The sequence below is a fragment of the Streptomyces sp. NPDC001980 genome (assembly GCF_040296885.1).
Taxonomy (GTDB): Bacteria; Actinomycetota; Actinomycetes; order Streptomycetales; family Streptomycetaceae; genus Streptomyces.
This window is the reverse complement of record NZ_JBEOYD010000001.1, coordinates 493832-518835: the sequence shown is the minus strand read 5'-3', so window position 1 is coordinate 518835 and position 25004 is coordinate 493832. Positions and strand designations below refer to the sequence as shown.

Sequence of the window (25004 nt, the reverse complement as noted above, 5' to 3'; positions counted from 1 at the left end):
CGGGGACGGTCGAGCCGGTCCCGGGGGTCAGATGCCGGTGTAGTTCTCGGCGAAGAAGTCCTGGTGGGCGCGGGAGGTGCGCAGGCTCTCCAGGCGGGCGTACTGCAACTGGCGGCCGTAGCGGGCCTCGTCGTCCTCGCCGGCCGGGCCGTGCAGCAGGCCGCTCATCCAGTGCGAGAACTCGTGGGCCCGCCAGACGCGGGGCAGGGAGTCGGCGGCGTACCGGGCGAGGCCGGTTCCGTCGCCGTGTGCCAGCGCCGCTTCGAGGGCGCGGGCCAGCAACTCGGCTTGCAGGACGGCGAGATTGGCGCCCTTGGCCGCCGAGGGGCTGATGAGTCCGGTGGCGTCGCCGGCCAGCCACAGCCGTCCGGTGCCCGGGGACTCCAGGACGTCGGAGCGCAGGTCGACGACCGCCTTCTCCAGGACGGGTCCGTGGCGCAGCGGCCCGAACTCGGCGGTCCGCAGCCGGGTCGCCAACTCGGTCCAGATCCGGTCCTCGCTCCAGTCGGCGGGATCGGTGCCGCGCGGGCACTGGAGGTAGTACCGGGTGACGGTGTCCGTCCGTGCCATGTGGCCGGCGAACCCGCGCTCGTGCAGGGCGTATCCGACGGCCTCCAGGCTGGGCGGGGCCGCGACCAGCACGGCCAGCCAGGAGACGCCGTGGTCCCGGCGGGCGGTCCGGGTGCCGCGGGCCGTGAGCGCGGCGCGGCCGATCCCCCGGTGCCCGTCGCATCCGGCGACGTACCGTCCGGTGACGTCCGCACCGCCGCGCACCCGCACCCTGGTCTCCGCGGCCTCCTCGGCCACTTCCTCGGCCTCGGCGCCGAACCGGATCTCCCCGCCGCGCCGCAGGTACTCGGCGATCAGGTCCCGTACGAGTTCCTGCTGCGGGTAGACGGTGTGCGGCTCACCGAGGCCCAACTTGCCGTAGTCCAGGGTGAATTCGCCGCGATCGCCGCGGAACAGGCAGGTGGTGTGGGTCTTTCCGCGGGCCGTCAGCCCGCCGGCCAGGCCGTGTTCCGTCAGCACGCGCACGGAGTGGGCGGCGAGGAATCCGGCCCGGGCCCTGCCCTCCACCGCGGCACGGTCGCGCCGCTCCAGGATCACGCAGTCGATGCCGCGGCCCAGCAGCAGGTTCCCCAGGACGAGCCCTGCCGGGCCGGCGCCGAGGATCACTACACCGACCTGTGCTGTTGTCATTCCCCGCCCCTGGAGTTGCCCTTTGTCCAGAAGGTTCATATCAGCCGAATCCCTTACATACAGGGAAGAAGCAGACTAATTACCCCTAAAGGGTTGCCTGAGGTGACGAGAGCTGCCGAGAGGCGGGGGAAAACGCGCGGTGCCCGTCCGCATCGAATGCGAACGGGCACCGGATCGAGCGCCGGGCAGGCCTTGCACCTGCATCTCCCCACAGGAAGCGGGGCGTCTTTCCTTGGACCACCAACGCAACACCAGCCACCGTGAGTTACGACGACCAGCTCTGTAACGATCATACCGTACGCTGCACGTCCCCCTGCACTTCGCCCTCGTCGAGCTTGCTGACCAGACCGCGCAGCACGGGCCCGTACTCGGGGTGGGCGAGGGCGAAGGCCATCTGCGCGACGAGGTAGTCGGCCGGGTTGCCGGTGTCGTACCAGCGGCCCTGGATGACCTGCCCGTACACGGCCCGGCTGCTGGCGTAGGCGTTGATGGCGTCGGTCAGGTACACCTCGCCGGTGCGGTGCTCGTACCAGCGGCGGGTCTGCTCGCGCAGCTCGTCGATGATGCCCGGGGTGACGACGTAGCCGCCGATGGCCGCGTACGGCGACGGCGCGTCGGCCGGCGCGGGCTTCTCGACCAGGCCGGTGATGCGCAGCTGGCCGTCGCCGAGGTCCTCCTTGACGATGGGCACGCCGTAGCGCTGGGAGTCGGCGGGGTCCATCGGCAGCAGGGCCAGCACCGGGCAGCCGGTCTGCTCGTAGGCGCGGATCAGCTGCTGGGCGCGGGGCACCTCGGCGACGAACACGTCGTCGGGCCAGAGCACGAGGACGGGTTCGTCGCCGAAGGAACGGGCGGCGTTCAGCACGGGTGTGCCGTTGCCGTACGGGCCGTACTGGTCGAGGTAGGTGATGTGCCCCTTGCGGGCCAGCTCGGCGACCTCCTCGACGGCGTCCGCGTAGGCGGTCTTCCCGTCGCGGCGCAGCTGCTCGACGAGCGCCGGGTTGGGCCGGAAGTGGTCCTGGATCAGGCTCTTCCCGCCCGAGACGACGATGGTGATGTCGGTGATCCCGGAGTCCACCAGCTCCCGCACGGTGTGCTCGATCACCGGCTTGTCGCCGACGGGGAGCATCTCCTTCGGCGTGGCCTTGGTCAGGGGCAGCAGGCGGGAGCCCAGTCCGGCGGCGGGGATCACGGCCCTGCGGATCGTCGGGGACATCAGGTCTCTCTCGGTCGGACGGCACGGGGTACGAGGACGCTACCAACGGCCCCTGTGCCGCCCGGGAAACGCCGACCGGCCGGATCCCTTCGTCCAGACGATTTCCAGGCGAAGCCCAGATGAAGAGTTCAGCGCGGCGGCTCCGTCGCCGGGGCGTCGGGGACCGCTCCCCCGGCGTGCAGTTCGGCGATCTCGGCGGGGCCGAATCCCAGCTCGGCGAGGATCTCGTCGTTGTGCTCGCCCAGGTCCGGCGCTCGTCTCGCCGGCACCTTCGGCACCCCTCGGAGGTTGACCGGGCTGCCGACGGTCTCCGTCAGCCCGCCGGCTCCGGCCAGCGGCACGACGATGCCGTTCTCGCGCAGCTGCGGGTCCCGCGCGGCCTCCTCCGGCGTCTGGATGAGGCTGTAGGTGATGCGTTCCCGGTCCAGCGCGTCCTTCCAGTGGGCGAAGGGCCGCGAGCGGAACGCGGTGTCGAGCAGCTCGGCCAGCTCGGCGGAGTGCTCGACCAGACCCTCCAGGCCGGAGAACCGGGGATCCTCCAGCAGTTCGGGATGTCCGACGGCGCGTGCCAGCCCCTGCCAGCGCGCGGGTGAGGCGACCAGCATGAGCCACTCGCCGTCCGCGGTCCGGTAGGGGTTGTTCAGCGGGTTCGCCGGTACCTTCCGGTCGTGCAGCTCGAAGGGTGTGCCGTCGGCGAGGGCGGCGGCCACGAGGGTTCCGGTGGCCCAGACGCCCGTGGCGAGCAGTGACGTCCCGACGTCGGCCCCTTGTCCCGTTCGCTCGCGGCGATAGAGGGCGGTCGTGATCGCCGCGTAGATGGCGATCGCCGTCGTGTAGTCGCCGCTGCCCCAGACCGGCACGGTCGGCGGTGCGCCCGCGTCGCGGGTGGAGGCCAGCAGGCCGCTGCGCGACCAGTAGGCGGTCAGGTCGAAGCCCGGCTGCCGGGCGTCGGGACCGGTGTCCCCGAAACCGGTGAGGTCGGCGTAGACGACCCTCGGGTTCCAGCCCGAGACCTCCTCGTAGCCGAGGTGCAGCTTCTCGCGGGTGCCGTGCGGGAAGTTGGTGATGACCACGTCGGCCCACTCGACGAGCCGCTTGAGGACCTCGACGGCCGCCGGCGACTTCAGGTCCAGCGCCATGCCACGCTTGTTGCGGTTGGCGAGGTGCCAGCTGTAGTTCGCCTGTGCCTGCGGACTGGGCGGCACGGAACTCAGCCGCCGCTGGGGGTCGCCCGTCCCCGGCGGCTCGATCTTGATGACGTCCGCCCCGAAGTCGGAGAGCACGGTGGCCGCGGCCGGTGCCGCGATGAACGAGGACGCGTCGAGGACCTTCAGGCCGGTGAAGACGGATTCGGTGGTCACGGATTCGTTGGTCATCGCCGTCACCGTCACTTCACGAAGGCGCTCAGGCCGTCGGTGACGGCGCGTCCCACGATCAGGGTCTGGATCTCCCGGGTGCCCTCGTACGAGTAGAGGGCCTCGGCGTCGGCGACGAAGCGGCCGACCTTGTAGTCGAGGATGATGCCGTTGCCGGCCAGCAGCTCCCGGGCCCAGCCGACGCTCTCCCGCATCCGCACGGTGCAGTAGGCCTTCGCCAGGGCGGAGTGCTCGTCCCGGTAGATCCCGGCGTCCTGCAGCTGGGCCAGGCGCGTCACCATCCCGCACGAGGCCGTGGCGTTGCCGAGCATCTTGACCAGCAGATCCTGGACGAGCTGGAAGCCTCCGATCGGGCGCCCGAACTGCTCGCGTTCCTTCGCGTACTGCAACGCGATCTCGTACGCGCCGAACATCACGCCCACGGCCTGCCAGGCCACCCCGCTGCGCGTCTGGCGCAGGATGTTGGCGGTGTCCTTGAACGAGTTCGCGTTCTGCAGCCGGTTGGCCTCCGGAACGCGACAGCCGTCGAGCACGATGTCGGCGTTCTGCACGATCCGCAGCGCCATCTTGTTCTCGATCTTCGTCGCCGTGAAGCCGGGGGTGTCCTTCTCCACGACGAAGCCCAGCACGTGGTTCGTCTCGGTGTCCCGCGCCCAGATGACGACCAGGTCGGCGAAGGTCGCGTTGCCGATCCACCGCTTGGCCCCGTCGAGGACCCAGCCGTCGCCGTCGCGGCGCGCGGTCGTCAGCAGGCCGCCGGCCACGTCGGAACCCCCGTGCGGCTCGGTCAGCCCGAAGGCTCCGATCTTCTCGAAGCGGCTCATGGCCGGCAGCCACCGCCGCTTCTGCTCCTCGGAGCCACAGGCGAGGATCGAGCCCATGGCGAGCCCCGTGTGCACGCCGGAGAAGGTCGCCAAGGACGCGTCGGCGTGCGCGAATTCCAGCGCGAGGAATCCCGAGAGGAGATTGCTCGGCTTGGATTCCGCGGAGTCCGGGTCCGCCCAGTCCACGAGCCCGAGCCCGCCGAATCCCGCCACCAGCTCAAAGGGGAACTCGGCCCGGGCCCAGTAGTCGTCGACGAGGGGAGCGGCCTGCGTGCCGAGGAATTCACGGACGCGCTCGATCTTCTCCCGCTCGCTGTCCGTCAGCAGTTCCTCGAAGGAATAGAAGTCGGCCGGAAGCAGCCCTTTGCCCAGGTAGGGACCGGACGGCTTCGGCAGAGGCGGGGTGGCACCCATGGAAATCTTCCTCCAGCGCTGCGGGACGTGGTTGCGGCCTCGAAGTTCCTCGCCACCCGGCACTTCCCGTGCGGTGTCTCGGTTCTCCGGCGCGATTAGACCCGGACCCGTGCCGATTCCCGCGAGCCCTCGCCGGTCGAGGGGTGCCCTCGTCGCGGCGAACTACCCTAATGGCCCCTTCACGCCCGGTACCGGCGAAGAGTGCGGTGCGTGCGGGTACGACCCATGAGTGAACGCCTGCCCATGGTCCGCAATGTCGAACAGCGACCGCCAATTCGACTGTCTCAACTCAAGACTTGACGGCTGCTCACTTTACGAAACTGACAGCTCGCCGACAGGAGCCCTTCCTACGGTGCCGTGTCCATGACAGACACCTCAGATGGCGCCCGCTCCGTCGGCCGCCGTACCGTACTCGTCGCCACCGGGACGACCGCCGCTGCCCTGGCCGTAGGCGCAGCGGTCTCGACCGAGGCCCCCGCGGCAGCCGCCGCCCCCGACCTCCAGCCGGCCGCCGCCGCGGCGGTCTGCACGCTCACGGAGGAACAGACCGAAGGCCCCTACTACCTCGACGGCGCGCTGGTCCGCACCGACATCACCGAGGGCAAGGCGGGCATCGCACTGAAGCTCGCGCTCACCGTCGTCAACTCCGCCTGCACCGTCATCCCCAACGCCCTCGTGGAGGTCTGGCACGCCGACTCGCTCGGCGAGTACTCGGGCTACGTCGGCGCCAACGGCCACAGCGAGGCGGACGACGGCACCTTCCTGCGCGGCGGCGTCCTCACCAACTCCAGCGGCGTCGCCAACATCACCACCATCTACCCGGGCTGGTACCGGGGCCGCTGCATCCACATCCACGTGAAGGTCCACACCGGCGTCACCCTGACGTCCAACGGCTCCTTCACCGGCGGTACGACCGTGCACACCGGTCAGCTCTTCATCAACGAGACCATCACCACGGCCGTCGCGAAGGTCTCGCCCTACTCGGCCAACACGGTCACCCGGACCACCCTCGCCCAGGACTCGGTCTACGACGACGCAGGCGCCTCCTCGGGCCTCATGACCGTCACCGGCTCCACCACCGCCGGCTACACCGGCACGCTCACCCTCGGCGTCTCCAGCTGATGTCCTCCGGGCCCCGGGACATGCCTCCCCGGGGCCCGGCTCAGGTTCTGCGACGAAACGGCAGGTCCACCTCGGCCCGTACGGTCTTGCCCGGTGCGCCGTCGCAGTCCCGTTCCAGCACCTCCCACCGATCGGCCAGCGCGTCCACGAGCACGAGCCCGCGCCCACCGGCGTCCAGCGGCCCCGGCGGCCGCACGTCCCGGGGGCCGGGCGGCCGCCGTTCGGCCAGGGTGTCGGTGACCTCGACCCGCACGCTCCCCGTCACCAGCGAGAGCCGCAGCTCGAAGTCCCGCCCCGGCACGCGTCCGTGCGTCACGGCGTTCGCCGCCAGCTCCGCGACGATCACCGACACCTTGTCGATCACCTCCGCCGACGCGAACCGGCCACCCCATGCGTGGAGTTGCGCGACGGCGAGATGCCTCGCGAGCCGGGCACCCCGCGGGGTGCCACTGAGCCGCTGAGCGAGTGTTCGACTGACCGTGACGGTGGTGGGGGGTGCGTCCATGCCCCCAATCTGCCGCCAGGAAAGGGCACTTCTCCAGGTGAGAGCCGCGTACGCCGGGCCCGCGTACACGGTCACGGACTGGACCGTACCGGTGACTCGCCGTCACCATGGGGTCGGGAGGTGGCCTACGTGGGCGATGGAGCGGAGCCGGAGTCGTCGGACAGTCTGCGGACCTTCGGGGCGGTGGTCCAGGCGTTGCGCGAACATGCCGGGCTGAGCCGCGAGGAGTTCGGGGAACGGGTGCGGTTCTCGAAACACACGGTGGCATCGGTGGAGCTGGGGAGGAGGATGCCGGACGAGTCGTTCGTCGAGGCGGCGGAGGAGGCCCTGGGCAACACGGGGGCCTTACGGCGGGCGGCGGGGCATGTGGCTCGGCAGCCGGGGTTGGCGGCTTGGTTTCGGCGGTGGGCGCGGATGGAGGCTTCGGCGATCACGCTGTACACCTACGAATGCCGGTTGCTTCCAGACCTGTTGCAGACAGAGGCATACGCGCGAACGTTGTTCACACAGCAACTGCCGCCGCTGGACGACGAGCAGATCGAGGCGCAGTGGGTGGCCCGAGCGGACCGACAGCGACTGTTGCGCGAGCGCCCCAACACGGCGCTCAGCTTCATCCTGGAGGAGGGGGTGTTCCTGCGCCGGACGGGCGGGGTGGAGGTCACCAGGGAGCTCATCGATCATGTGCTGCGGCTCGCTGAGCTGCGGAATGTCGAGGTCCAGGTCATGCCCACGGTACGGGAGTCACACGCGGGGCTCGACGGTCCAGTGCAGCTCATGGAGACCCCGGAGAACAAGTGGTTCGCCTACTGCGAAGGGCAACGCGGAGGCCTGCTCGTATCCGACCCAAAGGAAGTCAGCATCCTCCAGCAGCGCTATGCCAGGATGCGCTCACAGGCTCTTACGCTGGAAGACTCCCGGAGCCTGTTGCAGCGGATGCGAGGGGACCTATGAGCACCACCAACCTGTCGTGGTTCAAGAGTAGTTACAGCAGCGGCGGAGACGGCGACTGCATCGAAGTCGCCCTCTCCTGGCACAAGTCGAGCTACAGCAGCGGCGGCTCCGGCGATTGCGTCGAGGTCGCCCCCTGCCCCACCACCATCCACATCCGCGACTCCAAGAACCGCCGGGGTCCCCAGCTCGCCCTCTCCCCCGCCGCCTGGGCCAACTTCCTTACGTACGCCGGAAAGTGACCGTAGGCAGGGCAACTTTCGGCCACCCTCGGCTGTCATGTGATCATGTCGATCATTCTCAACGGCCGAGGCGGCTCCGCTCGGTTCGACGCTGACGGCGTTCACATCACCTACTCCGGCCGCAAGGTCGACATCCCGCTCTCCGCGATCCGGGAGGTGCGCAACGCCGAGCCGCGGGTGGCCGAGGTTTTGCTGACCGACGGCACCATGCATCGCATGGCGGGCCGCAACCGGGTGACCACCACCGCCTTCATCACCGCCCTGACCGCCGCGCTGCCGGAGGAACGGGACCCCGCGGCCAGAGCCAGGATCACGAGCTCACCGCGGGAACGGGTCCTGTACTGGCTCGTGGCCCTCGGCGCGCTCGTCGCACTCGCCTACCTCGGATACCTGGTCTGGGTGGGGACCGGATACGGCGTGGGAGGCGTCGTCATCGCGGTCCTCGGCACCGTCCCGCTGACCGTCGGCATCGTGATGCCGGTCTCGGGCGTGACGGAGGTCGTGCGCAGGGTCGTCCTGAGCCGACGCGGTATCACCGTCCTCGCCGTGGCCGTGGGCAAGGAGGGCAAGAAGACGGCGTACCGGTACACCGACGCCGACGGCGGGGCGCACAGATACGTCTGCAAGCGCAAGCTCCAGCGCATCCAGCTCGCCTACGACCCGGAGGGGGCGGTCGGCGCCGCGCACGCGGACTGGCTGCCGTTCGTGGTGGCCAGAGTCGCGTGGAACGTCGTCGGGGGCCTCTTCTGGCTGTGGATCGGCGTGGATCTGGTCTTCGCGGCGCTGCTGAAGTGAGGACCGTCGGATCTCGGTCCGATCTCACTCGCACACTCTTCCTCCACCCCACCTCCACATGCCGTGAACGGCGTGATTTGATCCCGGTACCGCGAGATCAACGGGGAGATCCAGCCATGTCCAGACGCCTTTTCGCCGTGTTCCTGGCGCTGAGCGCCGCCGTCCTCACCTCGTGCTCCGACGGCGGGGGTACGGCCCTGGAGGGCGCCGAGCAGGCCAGCGCCCTCGTCGGGTACGAGCACACCCAGGTCGGCAAGGAGTACCGGGTGACCATGCCGGAGATGTCCAACAACTCGGGGAAGCCGCTCACCGTCCTCAGCGCGGAGATCGTCCATGTGCCGGCCGGGCTGCGCGTCACGGGTTACCGGGTTGTCGGTGCCGACGGTCACCCCTACGGGGTGATCCCCGTAGGGGACACGGACGTCGGCGTCCGCCCTCACAAGGGCAGTTCGATCCGGCTCAAGTCGCACGGCACGTCGGACCTGTTCTACGAGGCCCGGGTCAAGGTGACCGGCACGGTGCACGGGGACCTGACCACCTGCCGCTACGAGTACCGGCAGGGCTCCACCACGTACCACCAGGACATCGGCTGCGACACCCAGATCCGCCTCGGCAAGCCCGTGACCGGCTGAAGCCCTAGACCAGCCACTTCCCGTCGCGCATCAGGGTCCGCCCGGCCAGCTCGGGAACGGTTCCCCATGCCTGCAGCACCTGCGGGGTGACCTGGAAGAAGACGTACGACGGGTGGTCCTCGCGAGGGTCCCAGCCGTCCTTGGCGGCGAAGGCGTCGCCCACCCCGACCGGAAGCTCCTCCCGGGTCAGCATGCGCGCGGTGCCGTGGACCAGGACCACGTCCCGGGTATGGCCGAAGGAGAGCCGGACCCGGCCCGAGGCACGGAGGTTGCGCCCGGTCGGGTTGGTGTCGCGGGTGGCCAGCCACACGCTCTCGCCGTCCCACCAGAAGGCGAGCGGCACGAGGCACGGCTCGCCGGTGCCGTCGGCCGTGGCGACCCATACGTCATTGTCCCGCGCGAGCCGTTCCAGGGCCTCGTGCTTGCGCTGCTCCTGGCTTCGGGGTTCGCTGCGGCGAGAGTCAACTGATGCCATACGCCGAGGCTATGACGTGACGCACCCGGTCACATCCGGCGACGGGACTAGGGCGCGAGGCGTAGGGCCGTACTCGTACGGACCCGGCGGCACAACGCGGTCTAGTCGTGCGCCGCGGGGTCGAAACCCTCGGGCGCCCGGTCCAGGAAGACCGTGACGGAGCTGATCCGGCCGTCCTCGTCGAGGTGCAGGACGTCGGTTCCGGTGGCGAAGGAGGTCTCCGCGTCGGCGCCGGTCAGGATCTCCCACCGGAGCCGGGCGCGGCCGTGGTGGACCTGGGGCTGCTCGCGGAGGCGGAGCGTGACCGGGCCCATGTGGGCGGCGAACTGGTTGCGGAAGTCGATCAGCGCCTGTGCCCCGCTGAGGATTCCGATCTGGGCGCGGTACTCGACACCGTCGGCGAAGGCGGCTTCGGCGCAGGCGCGCTGCTCCTGCTCGGTGCCGGTGTTCCAGAACCGTACGTACTCGTCGAGCCGTTCGGCGGTCTCGGTCATGGTGGTCGTCCCTTCACGGTGAAGTGGGTTGCCGGTTCCCGACTTTGAAGGTGCGCGGTGCGTGCTGTCGATGACCCGCGAGGTCATTGCCGTGGCCCGCACCGCCGGGCAGCCTGAGGTTCATGACGACGACGACCACCACCGAGCCGGTCGGGATGCTGGTGCGGCGCTGGCGGGAGCGGCGCCGGCGTTCGCAGCTCGACGTGTCGCTCGCCGCCGAGTTGTCGACCCGGCACCTGAGCTGCATCGAGACCGGGCGGGCGAACCCGAGCCGGGACATGATCCGGCGGCTGTGCGACGAACTCGACGTGCCGCTGCGGGAGCGCAACGCGCTCTATCTGGCGGCCGGCTTCGCGCCGGTGCACCGCGAACGCGCCTACGCCGATCTCGGCGCGGCGCGCGAGGCGGTGGAGGCCGTGCTCGCCGGGCACGAACCGAATCCGGCGCTCGCCGTCAACGTGCGGTGGGAGATGCTGGCCGCGAACCGCGCCATGGGACTGTTCCTCGGTGACGTCCCGGCGGACGTGACCGGGCCGCCGCTGAACGTACTGCGGGCGACCCTGCACCCCGACGGCCTGTCCGGACGCATCCGGAACCTCGCGCAGTGGCGTGCGCACGTACTGCGCCGGGTCCGCCGCCAGCTGGACCGGACGTCGGCCGCGGGGCTCGCCGAACTGCTCGCGGAACTGGAGAGCTACCCGGCACCCGGGACGGACGAGGCCCGGGACGGCGGATCGTTCCACGACGATCTGGTGGTTCCGCTGCGGCTGTCGACCGAGCACGGCGACCTCGCCCTGCTCTACACCACCACGGTGTTCGGATCACCGAGGGACGTGACGCTGGACGAGATCGCCGTCGAGACGTTCTTCCCGGCGGACGCGCGTACGGCGGCACTGCTGCGCGCGATGGCCGGATAGGCGGCGAGCGAGAACCGCGCCCAGGTTCATCCCACCGGGTCGAACAGCTTCCAGTTCCCCTCGGAAACGACCTCGACGCCGCTGTCGGTCACCTTGATGGCCGTCTGGGCGTCGATGGCGTATGCCGGACCCGCTATCCCGGCGGCCCACCGTTCCGCCTCGGCCATGGTGTTCTCCGGGCAGTCGGGGCTGCCCACGTGCGGGAAGAGGGAGAAGTCGACGACTCCCAACGCGGCGTCGTCGCCGGTGGGCGGCTCCCAGCCGACGAAGAACTCCCCCACACGGGGCGTCAGCGCCATGCTCCCGGCGCTGAGCCCCACGTAGACCGTGTCGCGCAGCGACGGGAAGAGGTCGGCCAGTCCGGACTCCCGCATCCAGTGGCACAGGTACAGCGCGTCGCCGCCGTTCACCAGCAGGACGTCCGCCTCCCGGACCCAGGAGACCCAGCGTTCCCTGTCGATGCCGGGCAGCGCGGTGAGCTCCAGCACGCCCACAGACCTCCACCCCAGCTCGGTCATGGGACTGGGGGACCGTCCGCTGATGAAACGCCATGGCCCGCCCGGATTCCCGTACGGGCCCCCGTACCCGGCGGTGGGGATGCACAGGGCGTCGGCCTCGGCGATCGGTTTGCCGAGGAGATCGACCAGCGCCGCCAGAATGCTTTCGTTCCTGACACCGGAGTCGGTGAGGAGCAGCTTCATCAAGCCTCCGCATTAACCTCGGGCTTTCACGAGGGGTGCCGTCCGACAGCTGATCGAGAAAGCAGAAAGTGCCCCTGAGCTGCAACGATAGGACTTGCTGAGGGTCCTGTACGTGGTAGCGGAAGAGGCACTTCCCAGGTGAAGAAGAGTAGCGGGTCCTACCCGCGTGTCCGTGTCGGGCGTGGCGGTCACGGGGTGGTTGCCCAGGCCGGCTCGGTGCTGTTGGTCGAGACGGTCCGCAAGTCCGGCCTGGATACCGCGATATCGGCGGCACTCACGCCGTGGCGCAAGCGGCGGGCCGTGCACGATCCGGGCAAGATCCTGCTGGATGTGGCCCTGGCCGTCGCACTCGGCGGCGACTGTCTGGCCGACGTCGGCCCGAAAGACCTGGAGAACCCGACCACTGCGCCGGGACTCCACCATGCCCGAGCACTGAAATCGCGTCGCCTCTGTCCACCCAGGCGTGATCACCCCAGCACCGGACCGAGACAGGACAGGAGTGGGCGGACGAGGCCAGAAGAAGCCGGCGGTGAGCACGAACCTTCGGCCCGGCGCGGGAGGCTGCCACCCGCCGCCCGAAGGTGAAAGGAGCAACCACGTCACGTGGGGTGGATTGTGTGGTTTGATGCGCGGGCTGCGACCGCGCGCCGCGTCCTTCCGTATGAGGAGGCCGCCTGAGGCGCCGGGCGGCTCGGGGGAGGGTGGTCGCGTGGGGAGCGCGGCCGCGGGGACTTCAAGTACCGGGCATCGGAGGGGGTTTTCGTCGTGGGTGCCGACAGACGCGGTGGCATACGGAAGAGAGGCGCCGGGTGGCGCGGGCTGGTCCTCGCGGTGGCGGGCGCGCTGACGGCGGGGCTGATCGGCGTGGGGGTCTCGCAGGCGCAGGCCAGCGAGACCACCGGGTCGGTGGACTCGCTGCGGACCGGCTGGGACCAGGGTGAGGGAGGCCTGGGCGCGGGGGACGTGCGGTCATCCTCGTTCGGGCAGTTGTGGAAGGCCCCGGCCCAGCTGGACGGGCAGATCTACGCGCAGCCGATCGTGGTCGGCGCCACGGTGGTGGCGGTCACCGAGAACAACGTGGCCTACGGCCTGGACCGGACCACCGGCGCCGTGCTGTGGCAGCGGAACTTCGGGCCCGCGTGGCCGGCCGCGACGCTCAGCTGTGGCGACCTGGCGCCGAACGTCGGCAGCACCGGCACTCCGGTGTACGACCCGGCGACCGGCGCGGTCTACCTGACGACCAAGGTCGACGACGGCCCGAACGCGCTCAACCCGCACTGGTACATGCACGCGCTCGACCCGGTCACCGGCGCGGAGAAGCAAGGCTTCCCCGTGACGATCCAGGGCTCGGCGTCCAACGACCCGAGCCAGTCGTTCCTGCCCGCGTACGAGATGCAGCGGCCGGGGCTGCTGCTGCTCGACGGGATCGTGTACGCGGGCTTCGGCGGGCACTGCGACGCCAAGCCGTACCGCGGCTACGTGGTCGGCGTCAGCACCACGTCGCCCTCGGTGACGTCGATGTGGGCGGCGGAGACCGGCGCCAGCAACAGCGGCGCCGGCATCTGGCAGTCCGGCGGCGGGCTGGTCTCCGACGGTCCCGGCCGGATCTTCGTGGCCACCGGCAACGGCGTCAGTCCGGCGCCCGGCCCGGGCACCTCGCCGCCCGGCACGCTCGCGGAGTCCGTGGTCCGGCTCCAGGTGCAGCCCGACCAGAGCCTGAAGGCCGCGGACTTCTTCAGCCCGTCCAACGCGCCGACGCTCGACCAGCTCGACACCGACCTGGCCTCCGGCGGCCCGGTGGGCCTGCCGGACAGCTTCGGCACCGCCTCCCACCCGCACCTGCTGGTGCAGCAGGGCAAGGACGGCCGGGTGTTCCTGCTGGACCGCGACCACCTCGGCGGGCGCTCGCAGGGCCCCGGCGGAACGGACGCGGTCGTCGGCGTCACCGGACCGCTGAAGGGCCAGTGGGGCCACCCCGCGGTCTGGGGCGGTGACGGCGGCTACGTGTACGTCGTCGGCAACGGCGGCTCGCTGACGGCGCTGCACCGCGGCGTGACCACCAAGGGCGACCCGGCGCTGAGCGTCGCGGGCGCGAGCCAGGACTCCTTCCCCTACACCAGCGGCTCGCCGGTGGTCACCTCCGACGGGACGCGCTCGGGCAGCGCCCTGGTGTGGGTCGTGTGGTCGGGCGGCCCGACGGGCGTCAACGCCCAGCTGCGCGCCTACAACCCGGTGCCGGACGCGAACGGCGTCCTGAAGCTGGTGTGGTCCGCGCCGATCGGCACCGCGCCGAAGTTCGCCGTCCCGGCGACCGACGGCAACCAGGTCTTCGTCGGGACACGGGACGGCAAGGTCTACGCCTACGGCAACCCGGTGGGCAGCCCCCTCAAGGGCGGACCGGTCGACTTCGGGACGGCACAGGTCGGCGACACGGCGAGCACCGACGTCGTCCTGACGGAGAACCAGAACCCGTCCAAGGCGCTGGCGATCAAGTCGGTGAGCGTCGAGGGCCCGTTCACCGCGGACACCTCGTCGCTGCCGCCCTCGATCCCGGCCGGCGGGCAGCTCACCGTGCCGGTCACATTCAGGCCGACCGCCGTCCTGGGCGCGAGCGGCACGCTCACCGTCGTCACCGGCGCGGGCACGTTCGCGCTGAGCCTGCACGGCGTCGGGACCAAGGCCGGGCTGGCCGCGTTCCCGGGCACGGTGTCCTTCGACAACCAGCCGACGGGGACCGTGGCCACCGCGAACGTCCAGGTGACCAACACCGGCACCGAGCCGGAGACCATCACCTCCATCGCCTCGCCCACCGGGCCGTTCAGCGCGGACAACCTGCCGAGCGCCGACCCGGCGGACCCGGCGGTCGTCCCGGCCCAGGGCTCGGTCGTGCTCCGCGTCGGCTACGCGCCCACGGCCACCGGCCGGCACTCCTCGTCGATCACGCTGACGAGCACCAGCGGCACGCTGACCATCCCGATCGAGGGCAACGCGATCAGCGGCCACGGACACCTGCTGCTCACTCCCCCGTCGCTGGCGTTCGGCGGGGTCACCCGCGGCACATCGGTCACCAAGTCGTTCACCATCACCAACTCCGGGAACGTTCCGGTCACGATCACCAAGGCGAAGGCGCCGGCCGGCGTGTTCACCAGCGCGGACCCGCTGCCCGAGGGCCTGGTCATCGGTCCCGAGCAGAGCGTGCGGCAGACCGTGACCTTCTCGCCGACCACCGTCGGCGCCCGGTCGGCGTCCTACGAGATCACCGGCGACGCCGGGCAGGGCGCGATGCTGGAGACGGTCAGCGGCACGGGCACCCCGCCGCCGGCGCAGCTCGGCACACTGCTGGCGCGGGACACCTCCGGCACGCTGTGGCAGTACCACGGCACAGGCGTGCCGGCGGCGCCACTCGCGAAGCGGCTCGGCGTCGGCCCCGGCTGGAACACGTACAACCTGATCACCAGCGTCTCGCGGGTGATGTCGGACGGCAGCGGCTCGGTCGTGGCCCGCGACGCCACGGGCACGCTGTGGCTGTACCAGGGGACCGGCAACGCGGCGGCTCCGTTCGCGGCCCGAAGGAAGGTCGGGCCCGGCTGGGGCGCCTACACCTCGCTGACCGGCACGGGCGACCTCACCGCCGACGGCAGGGCCGACCTGGTCGCCCGCGACACCACGGGCAAGCTCTGGCTCTACCGCGGCACCGGCAACGCCACCACCCCCTTCGCCGCCCGCACCCTGATCAGCGGAGGCTGGAACACCTACAACGCGCTGACCGGCGCGAGCGACGTGACGGGCGACGGCAGGGCCGACCTGGTCGCCCGCGACACCACGGGCAAGCTCTGGCTCTACCGCGGCACCGGCAAGGCCACCGCCCCCTTCGCCGCCCGCACCCTGATCGGCGGAGGCTGGAACACCTACAACGCGTTCGCCGGACCTCGTGACGTCACCGGCGACGGCAAGGCCGACCTGCTGGCGCGCGACACGGCGGGCGCGCTGTGGCTCTACCGGGGGACCGGCAACGCCGCGGCACCGTACGCGGCGCGCGTCAACGTCGGGCCCGGCTGGAAGATCTACAACTCCCTCATCTGAGCCCACGGCCCCAGGGAACGACGGGCGGCGTGGCTGTGTCGCTTCGAAGTCCGAGGAGGTCCAGCAACTGGGGGTGGATTCCGCGGGTCACGAGGACGGTGGGCGGGTCGGTGGCCCTGCCGCTGCGCAGTTGGAGTTGACCCAGGTGACAAAGGATCATGCGGCCGGTCGACGGCACCGCGGTCGTCGGCCAGGCCCTGAACCGTCAACGCACACGCATCAAAGGACCAGCAGCCAACTTCGCCAAAGCCGCCGAGGCTAGTGGCCTAAGGACTCTTAACAGGATCTTGCTGAAGTGTCCTGGTCGGGCGTGACCGGAGCGGTCGCCGGGGCCACGGCCGGTGGACGACCGATTGCGCCTGCAGGGGCAGTCAACTTCACGAAGGCGTGCGGTCATTGCTCTCCGCCACCGCGAATACGCCATTCGGCCGCCTCGATATGCCTACCCTGTTCGTCAAGCAACTCCCAGAGCGTACGCATAGCCTCTCTGTCACCATACTCCGCTGCCAGACGAGCCCATTTCTCACAGTCAGCCGATTCGCCAACGCCGGCGCTTTTTATGGCGAGCCGATGCATGATACGGGCATGCCGTAACACGCCAGCCTCGCCGTACGCGTTCACTAACAGGTATCTATAACTGGCGAGGTGTGAACGTGCCATTTCCGCTGCTCTGTGGATCCATGCATCGGCCTGTTCGCTATGGCCTCGCGCCTCCAGGAGATCCGCTAGGCCTGCAGCGGCACGCGGGTCACCGAGTTGAGTGGCTCCTCGTTCGAACCATTCATGGGCGTCGTCGAGCGACCCACTCTCCAGAAGAATTTCAGCGTATTCGAGGAGGGCTGCGGACTGACCTTCGTCGGAGCCTTCACACGACCACGAGATACCGGTCTCGGCAGCTTTTGCAACCATGGTCGCGTACGTCTGCTCTGCGCCACGGCGGTACCACTCGACCGCGGCATCGACCTCGCCACGTTCGTGTAGCGTTTTGGCCAGATTTACCATCGCGCCGACGTGGCCGAGCGTAGCGGCGGCCCGGTACCAATGCTCGGCATCCGGGACAGAGCCTTCCCTTTTCAGGAGATACCCGAGGTTGGACATGGCATTCGCGCTTCCAGCGTCCGCGCCACGCTGCAGCCAGGTGCGAGCCTCCGCGGTCCTGCCCAGTCCTCCGAGCAGGACGCCCAGGTTCTCCATGGCACCTATCTGGCCTGCCTGTGCAGCCTGCTCGTACCAAATGAGGGTCTGCTCGTAGTCTCCTCGGAGTTCCGTCATCATGCCGAGGAGCAGCATGCCATCGGAATTCCCCGCGGTAGCGGCCCGTCCCCAGGAATGCTCAGCCAGAGAGTACCGGCCCAGGAAATTGGCAAACTGCCCGATGCGCACGCAGGCATCTACAGCGGAATGGTCGATAAGCAAGCGCCACTGATCCTCGGACACATGTGCGTAGTCCGGGTCGGTATGCTGCGCATATTGGACGAGGACGTCAGCAACACAGTATCCATCCACATGCCCGATCGTCGATGCGTCGGGCGTGAGCGGGGCAACCGACCCTCGAACGGGCTCGCTCGCATCTGCCACTGCTTCGATAAACCAGTCCGCGTCGGCAATGCGCGCCCGCTGAGCACCCTCCATACAACTGCTGGCGAGGGTTTCCAGCAGCGTGGCCGGAATCGGATCATGATGGCCGCAACGACGCGCGAGTACTCCTGCGTCTACGACCGCGGCCGCTAATGGATCCAATATTTGCAACCATTGAAGGATCAGTTCCGGAGCCGATGCCAGCACCTGCGCCAAGTGCGCGCCCTCTTCGTGACGCAGGGCCTCCTCAATTCGCGGATCAGTATGCGCCAAGTCATGTGCGCGCGCCCGCTCGTCAGAACTGAACTGCTCATCCAAGGTGAAAAGGCGAGCTAGTTCAAGGATTCGTACGCTCTCCCGGTCTGGGTCACGCCCCTCCCAGCCCCCAACAGACCCACGTAGCCGAGAGTAATGCTCCGGCCAAATGGTTCCGATTATCACCGCGGGCCGTTTGGGATTCGCGAGAACGCGCCTCACCGTTTCAATAGTGAGCTGGCCCGCACCTAGAAAATCCTGAGTCTCATTCAGCCACACGACGGTATGAGAAAGGTCGGCGCCACTGGCCAGATATGCGGTGAGGTGGTCGGCCTTCGACGGCATGAACAGACGCCAGTCGCCAAGTTCGGCATTGATCGCCTCAAAAGCCAGACGAGTTTTTCCGGACGCAGCACGTCCGATAATAAGAACGAACCCGCTCTCAACACTCGCGCGCCGCAACGCGGCCCGCAGCTGCACATCAAGATCGCGCGGCACGTACGTGGGCAACTCGACTGATAGCCGAGGATCCGCACCTAACGGCAGTGGAATCGCCGGATGGATACCCAACAAGGCACGGTCGCGCACCTCCCGCACCAGTGGCAGCTTGCGATCAGAGCCCCCGACGAGTTCCAGGACTGCCGCCTGCTTCTGCTCAAGATTCCCCCGCGATCCAACCCATTCGATAAGCGTGTCCAGGCGGGCCTGCATGAGCGGGGTTGCCACCAGGAGCAAGACTCCGCCGGTCGCGGCCAAGGTGGGCAGAATCCAGCCCGGCCAGGTCACCCTTGCAGCCTTGAGCGCTACTGGTCCTGCCGTGAAGACCGATACGCAGAACAACGGACCGAATAGAGCGGCCCATGCGCGCAACCCCCGCCATCGCATACGCGCCATGATGCCGCACAGGCAAGCGTAAAGACAGAGTCCAGGAGCTTCACCCCATGTCTTGGACGCGAGCGAACGAGGGTCTTATTGAGATGGGCGGCCAGCAGCCTGCGAGGAACTCCACGATGTGGCGTGGGACATCGAGCGCGGCAGCGTGGTTGACCAACGTGAAGCCTCTGCATCGAGCGGACATGATCTTGGCAGACCAGTCCTACCAGGGGCTTCACGCCTGCCCGGCCTCGTAGCGCCCGAAGATCATTTCGCTGGGGAAGCCTCAGCGGGTAAGAGCCACGCTGGGCTCAGCCCCAGGTCTGGCCGGCCGGTTCCTTGATGGTGCGGTTGATCCTGTTGAAGAAGTTGGTCAGCGCGATCTCCAGGTTGATCGCACCTATCTGCTCCTCAGTGAAATGGACGTTGACCTCTTCCCAGATCTCGTCGGTGACTCCCTCCGCACCGTCCTGCAGCCGAGTGGCGGCCTCGGCCAGCGCCAGTGCCGCGCGCTCCGCATCGGTGTAGAACGGCGCCTCACGCCACGCCGCTACGTTGTGCAGCCGCTCGTCGGTGTCACCGGCCTTCTTCCCCCCGGCGACACTGGCGTAGACGCACGCCGAGCAGCTGTTGATCTGGCTGGCGCGCAGGTGGACCAGCGCGAGCAGCTTCGGGTCGACGCCCCCGGCGGCGATCGCCTTCTGCAGATGCCCGACCGCCTTCCACACGTCGGGGTTGTTGGTGTTCTTGTTCTTCAGTCGGTTCTGCATGGCAGGGTGCTCTCCTTGGTCGGGGTTACGTTTCGGGGCTGGTGCCCGTCACCCCTATGACGGAGCAGCTTCCAGGGAGGTAACACCATGTCCGGCGCCCACCCCGCCGATCCGATCGCCGAGGCATTCGAGGCGCACCGCGAACGGCTCACAGCCGTTGCCTACCGCGTGCTCGGCTCGCACGCCGACGCGGACGACGCGGTCCAGGACGCGTGGCTGCGTCTGTCTCGCCAGGACGCCGACGCCATCGACAATCTCGGCGGCTGGCTGACCACCGTGGTCGGCCGTATCAGCCTCGATCTCCTACGCTCGGGCCGCACTCGCCCGACAGTTCCCCTCGACGACCAGCTGCCCGAACTCACCGTGACGCTCGACGATGGCCCGGCTCCGGAAGAGCTTGTGGCACTGGGCGACTCGGTGGGCCTGGCGCTGTTGACGGTCCTGGACTCGCTGCGCCCCGACGAACGCCTGGCGTTCGTGCTGCACGACGTGTTCGCCGTGCCCCACGGGGAGATCGGCGCCATCCTCGGAAGGTCCACCGACGCGACCAAGATGCTCACCAGCCGCGCCCGCCGGAAGGTGCAGGCGGCGCGGCAGTCGGCAAGCGACCGACAGCAGCAACGCGAGGTGGTCGGGGCGTTCTTGGCCGCGGCCCGCGAGGGCCGGTTCGAACGGCTGCTGGAAGTTCTCCACCCCGAGGTGGAGTTCACCGTCCACACCCCCGGCGGACGGTTCGTCACGATCGGGGCCACCGAGGTCGCCAGCCGCGCCCGAGTGGCCGGCGGCGCGGCACACGGACATGCGGCGACCGTCAACGGGCGACCCGGCGTCATCTCCTGGAACGAGGACGGCACCCCGCTGTCCCTGCTCGCCTTCACCGTCGCCGACGGCCGCATCACCGAGATCACCGCTGTGGTCGACCCAGCCGAACTCGCGCTCATGGACCTGCCGGACTCGGTGTGACTCCCTACCGGCGAAGGCCGCGCATACTCCAAGCGGTCCATGCCTGATCCCGCAGAGACGTTGAACTCAGCCTCTGAGAAAACCTCAGTGTGCTGATTCGGCCGGCGGACCGGTTGTGCCGGCTCTGTGCGTTACAGGCCGAGGTGCGGCCCTTTGCGCGGCCTGCCAGGTTCGCCGAGATCTCTGGCGCCGTTCGGATCGACACCATCGTCCGGCACCCCTGAGCCTGCGGGGCCGAAGTCTTCAGGCCACAGCTCTTGAGCCGAGGGCACTTGCGGCTCCCACTCGAGCGGCTCGGCGATGACACGCGGCTCGGACCTACGGTCACCCAGCGGATCTTCCCGTCCCGGACCTGGCGGGGGCAGGCGTTCCGTCGTCAGCGCCCGGATGCGGGCCAGGCACGCACTGAACCGCTTGACGTTCGTCGCGTAGACGGCTTTACCGAGGATCTCCGTGACGTCTCCGAAGACCATGAGAGAGGACGGTTGCAGGAGATAGCGCGCCGCTTTGACGACTGCCGTCAGCTTCTCGTCGTCCATCGAAGCGGCCTTGAGTATCCGGAACCCCCAGTCGGCCCCGTCGCCAGACTCGACCAGCCGCAGTGTTCCGAGATCCTCCAGGAACTCCGACACGAGGCTCTCACCGGCGTGAGGCTGCTCTTGCCCTGCCCACGTCCCTTGGAGGATCGCACGCAGGTGGGATGCGGGCCAGTTGTGCGCCCGGACGAACAGTGCCGCCTCCGCCACGAGGCGGACCACCTCCTCGCCGGATGTCTGCTCAACAAGCTGCAACAAACCGGGGGAACCCGTCATCTCCCCGAAGTCCAGGAGCAACTCGGCCAGAACGTGCTCGTCTTCCGCTCTCCGGTTCGGATCGCGCAGTACCGCCTGCGCCTCCCTGGCTGTACGCAGCGCGTGCCTGACCGCGTTGTCCAGCTGCAGCCGGGTCATCAGCCGTGGCGGGTTCGTCTCCAGTCCGGCCATACCCACCACCTTTGCTCCATGGATCCGCACAAGGTACCAACGGGCGTCCGGTGGTCGCCTCGCCGAAGGCGACCCTCCCCCACTGAGAGCGGGTGCGGCACACCTCATACCGCGATGGCCGGATAGGCGGCGAGCGATAGAATCGTGCCATGTCCGCCGACATCGACTTCCTGCCCGCCCGCCCGCACCGCGTCGTCGTGCTCGCTCTCGACGGGGTCTACCCCTTCGAGCTGGGGATCCCGAACCGGGTCTTTCCGTGCGTGCCCGGTGCCTACGACGTGGTGACCTGTGCGGCGAGCGAGGATCGTACGGTGGCGACCAACGCCGACTTCACCGTCACCGTCGGGCACGGCCCCGAGGCGCTGGAGAGTGCGGACACGGTGGTCGTACCGCCGTACGACATGGCGCGGATCGCGGAGGAACTGCCCGGACCGGTCGCCGCCGCGCTGGCGCGGATCCGGCCCGGTGCCCGGATCGTCTCCATCTGCACGGGGGCCTTCGCGCTCGCGGCGACCGGGATGCTCGACGGGCGGCCGGCGACGACGCACTGGGCGCTGGCGCCGCGGTTCCGGCGGATGTTCCCGCGGGTGGCGCTGGATCCGGATGTGCTGTTCATCGACGACGGGGATGTGCTGACCTCGGCGGGGGCAGCCTCCGGCGTCGACGTGTGCCTGCACATCGTGCGCTCCGACCACGGCAGCGCGGTCGCCAACAGCGTGGCCCGGCAGTGTGTCGTACCGCCCTGGCGGGACGGCGGCCAGGCGCAGTACATCGATCTGCCGGTGCCGGACGAGGGCGCCACGGGTACGGCGGCCACCCGGGCGTGGGCCCTGGAGAACCTGGAACGGCCGCTGGCGCTGCGGGAGTTGGCCGATCACGCCCGGATGAGCCGGCGCACCTTCGCCCGCCGGTTCCAGGAGGAGACGGGGACGAGCCCCGGGCGCTGGCTGATCCAGCAGCGGGTACGGCGCGCCCGCGACCTCCTGGAGACCAGCGAGCTGTCGGTCGACCGCATCGCCGCCGAGGTCGGTTTCGCCACCGGCACGTCACTGCGGCAGCACCTGCACGCGGCGATCGGCGTCTCCCCGCAGGCCTACCGCAACACGTTCCGGGCCACTGCGGTGAGCAAGGTCTGAGCGGCGGGCGGTGCTCGCCGCTCTCGGTTCGGTTGCGATGTCTCCGGTCCTCACCGGGAGTGCGAAGACGAGTCAGCAAGTGGGCCGGCCATCGAGAATGCGCGTCATATCATCCGTGGACATGGAGAAAGCGCGCCATCGGCTCGACGAGACCGACAGCCGGATCGCCGCCGCGATGCTGGCCTCCCCGCGCGCCTCCTGGCGCACGGTCGGCCGGGTCCTCGGGGTCTCGGAGCGGACCGTGGTGCGGCGGGCGGCGCCGCTCTACCACGACGGCACGCTGCGGGCCACGGCCGTCCGCAACCCGGTGTGCTTCCCGGACCTGATCCCGCTGGCGCTGCGCATCCGGTGCAAACCCAACCGGATCAGCGCCATCGCCGCCACCCTGGCCCGCCGCCCCGACACGATCTGGGTGGACGTCCTCGGCGGCGGCGACGAGATCTGCACGATTCTGTTCCTGGACGGGCCGGACGCCCGCAACAACCTGCTGCTGCGCGACCTTCCGGCCACCGCGGCGGTCCAGTCGTGGACCTCGCACGCGCTGCTGCGCGTCTTCCCCGCCGGTTTCGACTGGAGCGGCGGCCTGCTGTCGGAGGAGGAGCTGGCCAGTCTGCGCCCGGACCTGCCGGAGGCCGGCCCGCGCCCCGCGCTCACTCCCGTCGACCACCAGCTGGTCGCCGGGCTGGTCGAGGACGGGCGGGCCTCCTACACGGAACTCGCCCGCCGCGCCGGCCTCAGTGCCCTGACCGCCCGCCGGCGCCTGGAGGCGCTGGCGGGCGGCCTGGTCCTCAGGCTCGCGACCGAGGTCGATCTCGCCCGGCTGGGCATCCGCGCCGAGGCGCTGCTGTGGATGACGGTCGCCCCCGGCCGTCTGGAGGAGACCGGCCGGCTGCTGAGCCGCCATCCACAGGTGCGGTTCGCCTCGGCCACCACCGGCTCGGCCAACCTGCTCGTGGCCGTCGCGGCGACCGACCTCGACGGGCTCTACCGCTTCCTGAGCGACACGATCGGCGCCCTGGAACACGTCTCCACGATGGAGGTCACGCCGATCCTGAGCGGGGTCAAGCGGACCGGGCTGGTCCGGCCCGGGAGCCTGTGACCGGCAACCGGTGACCGGTTACGGGCTACTTGGCGGGGCACTCCTTCCAGGCCAGGTGGTAGACGGTGCTGATCTCGCCGTCGGTGGAGTCCATGGTCATGAAGCTGACCTTGCCGGGGTTCGCGCTCCCGGCGCTCACCCGCAGCTCGGTGTTGATGTTGAAGTTGCGCTGGACCCCACAGGGCGCCCAGACCAGCTGGGCCCAGTCGGTGGTGTCGGTGGCCTGCCAGTTGTCGTTGTAGGGGCCGGTGAAGGGGTGGTTGGCTGAGGCGGTGTTCGAGGAGCCCTGGAAGTAGTACGAGGCACGCTGGGTGCCGGTGGCGCCCGGCTGGAGCGAGGCGAAGCCGCGGTAGTCGGCGCTCGCGATGGCGTAGGTGAAGCCGCCCGGCACATGGACGACCAGGTTGAGCTGGCAGTTGCGCCGGAAGGCGGTGGGGTCGGAGTTGCCGCCGGCCTGCGCGAGGTAGGCGCTGTAGGTGACGGTGAAGGCCTCGTTGTCCTCGGACACGGCGACCGCGGTGGTCCCTTGCGGACAGCCGGAGCCGTTCACCGTGGCGACGTTGATGACGATCTTGTCCGGCGGCGGGTCGTCGAAGACGGGCGACGACGAGGCCTGGGCCTGAGCGGGCAGCCCGGCGGTGAGCAGCGCGGCCAGCGCTCCGCCGAACAGGAGTCGATGTCTCCTGGGTCCCATGGTTTCTCCGGTTCGGTGATCGAGTGGGGGGTTGCACCCGCGGCCGTCCGTAGTTCACTTTTGAAGAAACTGTGAGTTTCCTGTGAAGACCGGGGCGCTCGAATCGTAGGAACCCCCACGCGAACCGGTCAGGGCGAACTCCGGCCATTCACAGCGCCGGATTTCACACTTCGGCGGAGGCTCAGGGGTTCTCCCACGCCGCCGGTTCCGCCGCCAGCGCCCGTACCGGCTCCGGCAGGGCGTCCGCCGCGATGTCCGCCACCGTGACGCCTTCGAGGATCCTGCGGACGTTGGCGCGCAGGGCGATCCACAGGGGCAGCAGCGGCTGGGCGGTGCCGGTGTAGGCCAGCCCCGTCGGGCGTTCGCCGCGTACCGAGACGATCGGGCCGTCCACCGCGCGGATCAGGTCGGCCACGGTGATCGCGGACGCCTCCCGGGCCAGCCGGTAGCCGCCGCCCCCGCCACGCCGGCTGTCGACGATCCCGGCGCGCCGGAGGTCACCCAGAATGCCCTCCAGGAACTTGTGCGGGATGTCCTGGGCGCCGGCGATCTCCTCCGCCTTCACGGGGCCCTCGCCCTGCCGTACGGCGAGCTCCAGTACCGCCCGTACCGCGTAATCCGCTCGTGCCGAGATCCTCATGCGTCCATTGTGGGGCGTCCTCCCGTGGACAATGGCCGCACCCGCGCCCCGTAAGATCGCCCGGGAGGA

General features: G+C 69.5%; 23 protein-coding genes and 1 pseudogene. 11 read left to right on the top strand and 13 right to left on the bottom strand.

Annotated features, from left to right (window positions below):
* Window positions 1-27: 27 nt before the first annotated feature.
* The 4 genes from ABT137_RS02275 to ABT137_RS02260 all read right to left on the bottom strand — a co-directional run bounded on the left by ABT137_RS02275 (window position 28) and on the right by ABT137_RS02260 (window position 5030).
* The gene (locus tag ABT137_RS02275; protein ID WP_351701019.1) at window positions 28-1200 is read right to left on the bottom strand and encodes a 4-hydroxybenzoate 3-monooxygenase; all 1173 of its coding nucleotides are present in this window, start codon (window positions 1198-1200) and stop codon (window positions 28-30) included.
* Window positions 1201-1489: 289 nt separating this feature from the next.
* On the bottom strand, window positions 1490-2416 hold the full coding sequence (locus ABT137_RS02270) for a UTP--glucose-1-phosphate uridylyltransferase (protein ID WP_351701016.1): 927 nt from the start codon (window positions 2414-2416) through the stop codon (window positions 1490-1492).
* Window positions 2417-2544: 128 nt separating this feature from the next.
* On the bottom strand, window positions 2545-3792 hold the full coding sequence (locus tag ABT137_RS02265) for a CaiB/BaiF CoA transferase family protein (protein ID WP_351701013.1): 1248 nt from the start codon (window positions 3790-3792) through the stop codon (window positions 2545-2547).
* An 11-nt stretch (window positions 3793-3803) separates the two neighbouring features.
* The gene (locus ABT137_RS02260; RefSeq protein ID WP_351701010.1) at window positions 3804-5030 is read right to left on the bottom strand and encodes an acyl-CoA dehydrogenase family protein; all 1227 of its coding nucleotides are present in this window, start codon (window positions 5028-5030) and stop codon (window positions 3804-3806) included.
* 363 nt (window positions 5031-5393) lie between these two features.
* On the opposite strand from ABT137_RS02260, the gene ABT137_RS02255 reads away from it, so the two are divergent.
* Window positions 5394-6152 (top strand): intradiol ring-cleavage dioxygenase, encoded by a 759-nt coding sequence (locus ABT137_RS02255; RefSeq protein ID WP_351701007.1) that lies wholly within the window; start codon window positions 5394-5396, stop codon window positions 6150-6152.
* A gap of 40 nt (window positions 6153-6192) precedes the next feature.
* On the opposite strand, the gene ABT137_RS02250 is transcribed toward ABT137_RS02255, so the two are convergent.
* Complete coding sequence (locus tag ABT137_RS02250) at window positions 6193-6657, bottom strand: ATP-binding protein (protein ID WP_351701004.1); 465 nt, start codon at window positions 6655-6657, stop codon at window positions 6193-6195.
* Between the two features lie 129 nt (window positions 6658-6786).
* On the opposite strand from ABT137_RS02250, the gene ABT137_RS02245 reads away from it, so the two are divergent.
* From ABT137_RS02245 to ABT137_RS02230, 4 genes are all read left to right on the top strand, one after another.
* Window positions 6787-7608, top strand: a complete 822-nt coding sequence (locus tag ABT137_RS02245) for a helix-turn-helix domain-containing protein (RefSeq protein ID WP_351701002.1) — start codon at window positions 6787-6789, stop codon at window positions 7606-7608.
* Window positions 7605-7847, top strand: coding sequence for a DUF397 domain-containing protein (locus ABT137_RS02240; protein ID WP_351700999.1), 243 nt, complete (start codon window positions 7605-7607; stop codon window positions 7845-7847). Before ABT137_RS02245 ends, ABT137_RS02240 begins: the two co-directional genes overlap by 4 nt.
* 45 nt (window positions 7848-7892) lie before the next feature.
* The gene (locus ABT137_RS02235; protein WP_351700996.1) at window positions 7893-8642 is read left to right on the top strand and encodes a hypothetical protein; all 750 of its coding nucleotides are present in this window, start codon (window positions 7893-7895) and stop codon (window positions 8640-8642) included.
* Between the two features lie 116 nt (window positions 8643-8758).
* Window positions 8759-9274, top strand: coding sequence for a hypothetical protein (locus ABT137_RS02230; RefSeq protein WP_351700993.1), 516 nt, complete (start codon window positions 8759-8761; stop codon window positions 9272-9274).
* A 4-nt stretch (window positions 9275-9278) separates the two neighbouring features.
* On the opposite strand, the gene ABT137_RS02225 is transcribed toward ABT137_RS02230, so the two are convergent.
* Together ABT137_RS02225 and ABT137_RS02220 are read right to left on the bottom strand one after the other, a co-directional pair.
* Window positions 9279-9749, bottom strand: coding sequence for a pyridoxamine 5'-phosphate oxidase family protein (locus tag ABT137_RS02225; protein WP_351700991.1), 471 nt, complete (start codon window positions 9747-9749; stop codon window positions 9279-9281).
* 101 nt (window positions 9750-9850) lie between these two features.
* The gene (locus ABT137_RS02220; protein ID WP_351700988.1) at window positions 9851-10243 is read right to left on the bottom strand and encodes a nuclear transport factor 2 family protein; all 393 of its coding nucleotides are present in this window, start codon (window positions 10241-10243) and stop codon (window positions 9851-9853) included.
* Window positions 10244-10365: 122 nt separating this feature from the next.
* Between ABT137_RS02220 and ABT137_RS02215 the strand changes: the two genes are divergently transcribed.
* The gene (locus tag ABT137_RS02215; RefSeq protein ID WP_351700985.1) at window positions 10366-11160 is read left to right on the top strand and encodes a helix-turn-helix domain-containing protein; all 795 of its coding nucleotides are present in this window, start codon (window positions 10366-10368) and stop codon (window positions 11158-11160) included.
* A gap of 26 nt (window positions 11161-11186) precedes the next feature.
* Here ABT137_RS02215 and ABT137_RS02210 read toward each other — a convergent pair whose 3' ends face one another.
* Window positions 11187-11861 (bottom strand): Type 1 glutamine amidotransferase-like domain-containing protein, encoded by a 675-nt coding sequence (locus ABT137_RS02210; protein WP_351700982.1) that lies wholly within the window; start codon window positions 11859-11861, stop codon window positions 11187-11189.
* A gap of 138 nt (window positions 11862-11999) precedes the next feature.
* On the opposite strand from ABT137_RS02210, the pseudogene ABT137_RS02205 reads away from it, so the two are divergent.
* Together ABT137_RS02205 and ABT137_RS02200 are read left to right on the top strand one after the other, a co-directional pair.
* A pseudogene (locus ABT137_RS02205) lies at window positions 12000-12236 on the top strand (transposase); the annotation flags it as partial.
* 390 nt (window positions 12237-12626) lie between these two features.
* Window positions 12627-15944 (top strand): choice-of-anchor D domain-containing protein, encoded by a 3318-nt coding sequence (locus ABT137_RS02200; RefSeq protein ID WP_351700979.1) that lies wholly within the window; start codon window positions 12627-12629, stop codon window positions 15942-15944.
* A 393-nt stretch (window positions 15945-16337) separates the two neighbouring features.
* On the opposite strand, the gene ABT137_RS02195 is transcribed toward ABT137_RS02200, so the two are convergent.
* Entirely contained in the window at window positions 16338-18563 is a 2226-nt protein-coding gene (locus tag ABT137_RS02195; RefSeq protein WP_351700976.1) for a tetratricopeptide repeat protein, read from the bottom strand.
* Between the two features lie 398 nt (window positions 18564-18961).
* A complete protein-coding gene (locus ABT137_RS02190) occupies window positions 18962-19420 on the bottom strand; it encodes a carboxymuconolactone decarboxylase family protein (protein WP_351700973.1) in 459 nt (152 codons plus the stop codon).
* An 87-nt stretch (window positions 19421-19507) separates the two neighbouring features.
* On the opposite strand from ABT137_RS02190, the gene ABT137_RS02185 reads away from it, so the two are divergent.
* Window positions 19508-20383: a sigma-70 family RNA polymerase sigma factor gene (locus ABT137_RS02185; RefSeq protein ID WP_351700971.1), complete on the top strand. Its 876-nt coding sequence runs from the start codon at window positions 19508-19510 to the stop codon at window positions 20381-20383.
* A 131-nt stretch (window positions 20384-20514) separates the two neighbouring features.
* Here ABT137_RS02185 and ABT137_RS02180 read toward each other — a convergent pair whose 3' ends face one another.
* Window positions 20515-21366 carry a hypothetical protein gene (locus ABT137_RS02180; protein WP_351700969.1) on the bottom strand — a complete coding sequence of 284 codons (852 nt, stop codon included), beginning with the start codon at window positions 21364-21366 and terminating at the stop codon, window positions 20515-20517.
* Between the two features lie 149 nt (window positions 21367-21515).
* Between ABT137_RS02180 and ABT137_RS02175 the strand changes: the two genes are divergently transcribed.
* Window positions 21516-22502: a GlxA family transcriptional regulator gene (locus tag ABT137_RS02175; protein WP_351700966.1), complete on the top strand. Its 987-nt coding sequence runs from the start codon at window positions 21516-21518 to the stop codon at window positions 22500-22502.
* A gap of 121 nt (window positions 22503-22623) precedes the next feature.
* Window positions 22624-23601 (top strand): AsnC family transcriptional regulator, encoded by a 978-nt coding sequence (locus ABT137_RS02170; protein WP_351700963.1) that lies wholly within the window; start codon window positions 22624-22626, stop codon window positions 23599-23601.
* 25 nt (window positions 23602-23626) lie between these two features.
* Here the strand turns inward: ABT137_RS02170 and ABT137_RS02165 are convergent, their stop codons facing one another.
* Both ABT137_RS02165 and ABT137_RS02160 read right to left on the bottom strand, forming a co-directional pair.
* Window positions 23627-24295, bottom strand: a complete 669-nt coding sequence (locus ABT137_RS02165; RefSeq protein WP_351700960.1) for a DUF4360 domain-containing protein — start codon at window positions 24293-24295, stop codon at window positions 23627-23629.
* 181 nt (window positions 24296-24476) lie between these two features.
* The gene (locus ABT137_RS02160) at window positions 24477-24935 is read right to left on the bottom strand and encodes an RrF2 family transcriptional regulator (protein WP_093503415.1); all 459 of its coding nucleotides are present in this window, start codon (window positions 24933-24935) and stop codon (window positions 24477-24479) included.
* Between the last annotated feature and the right edge of the window lie 69 nt (window positions 24936-25004).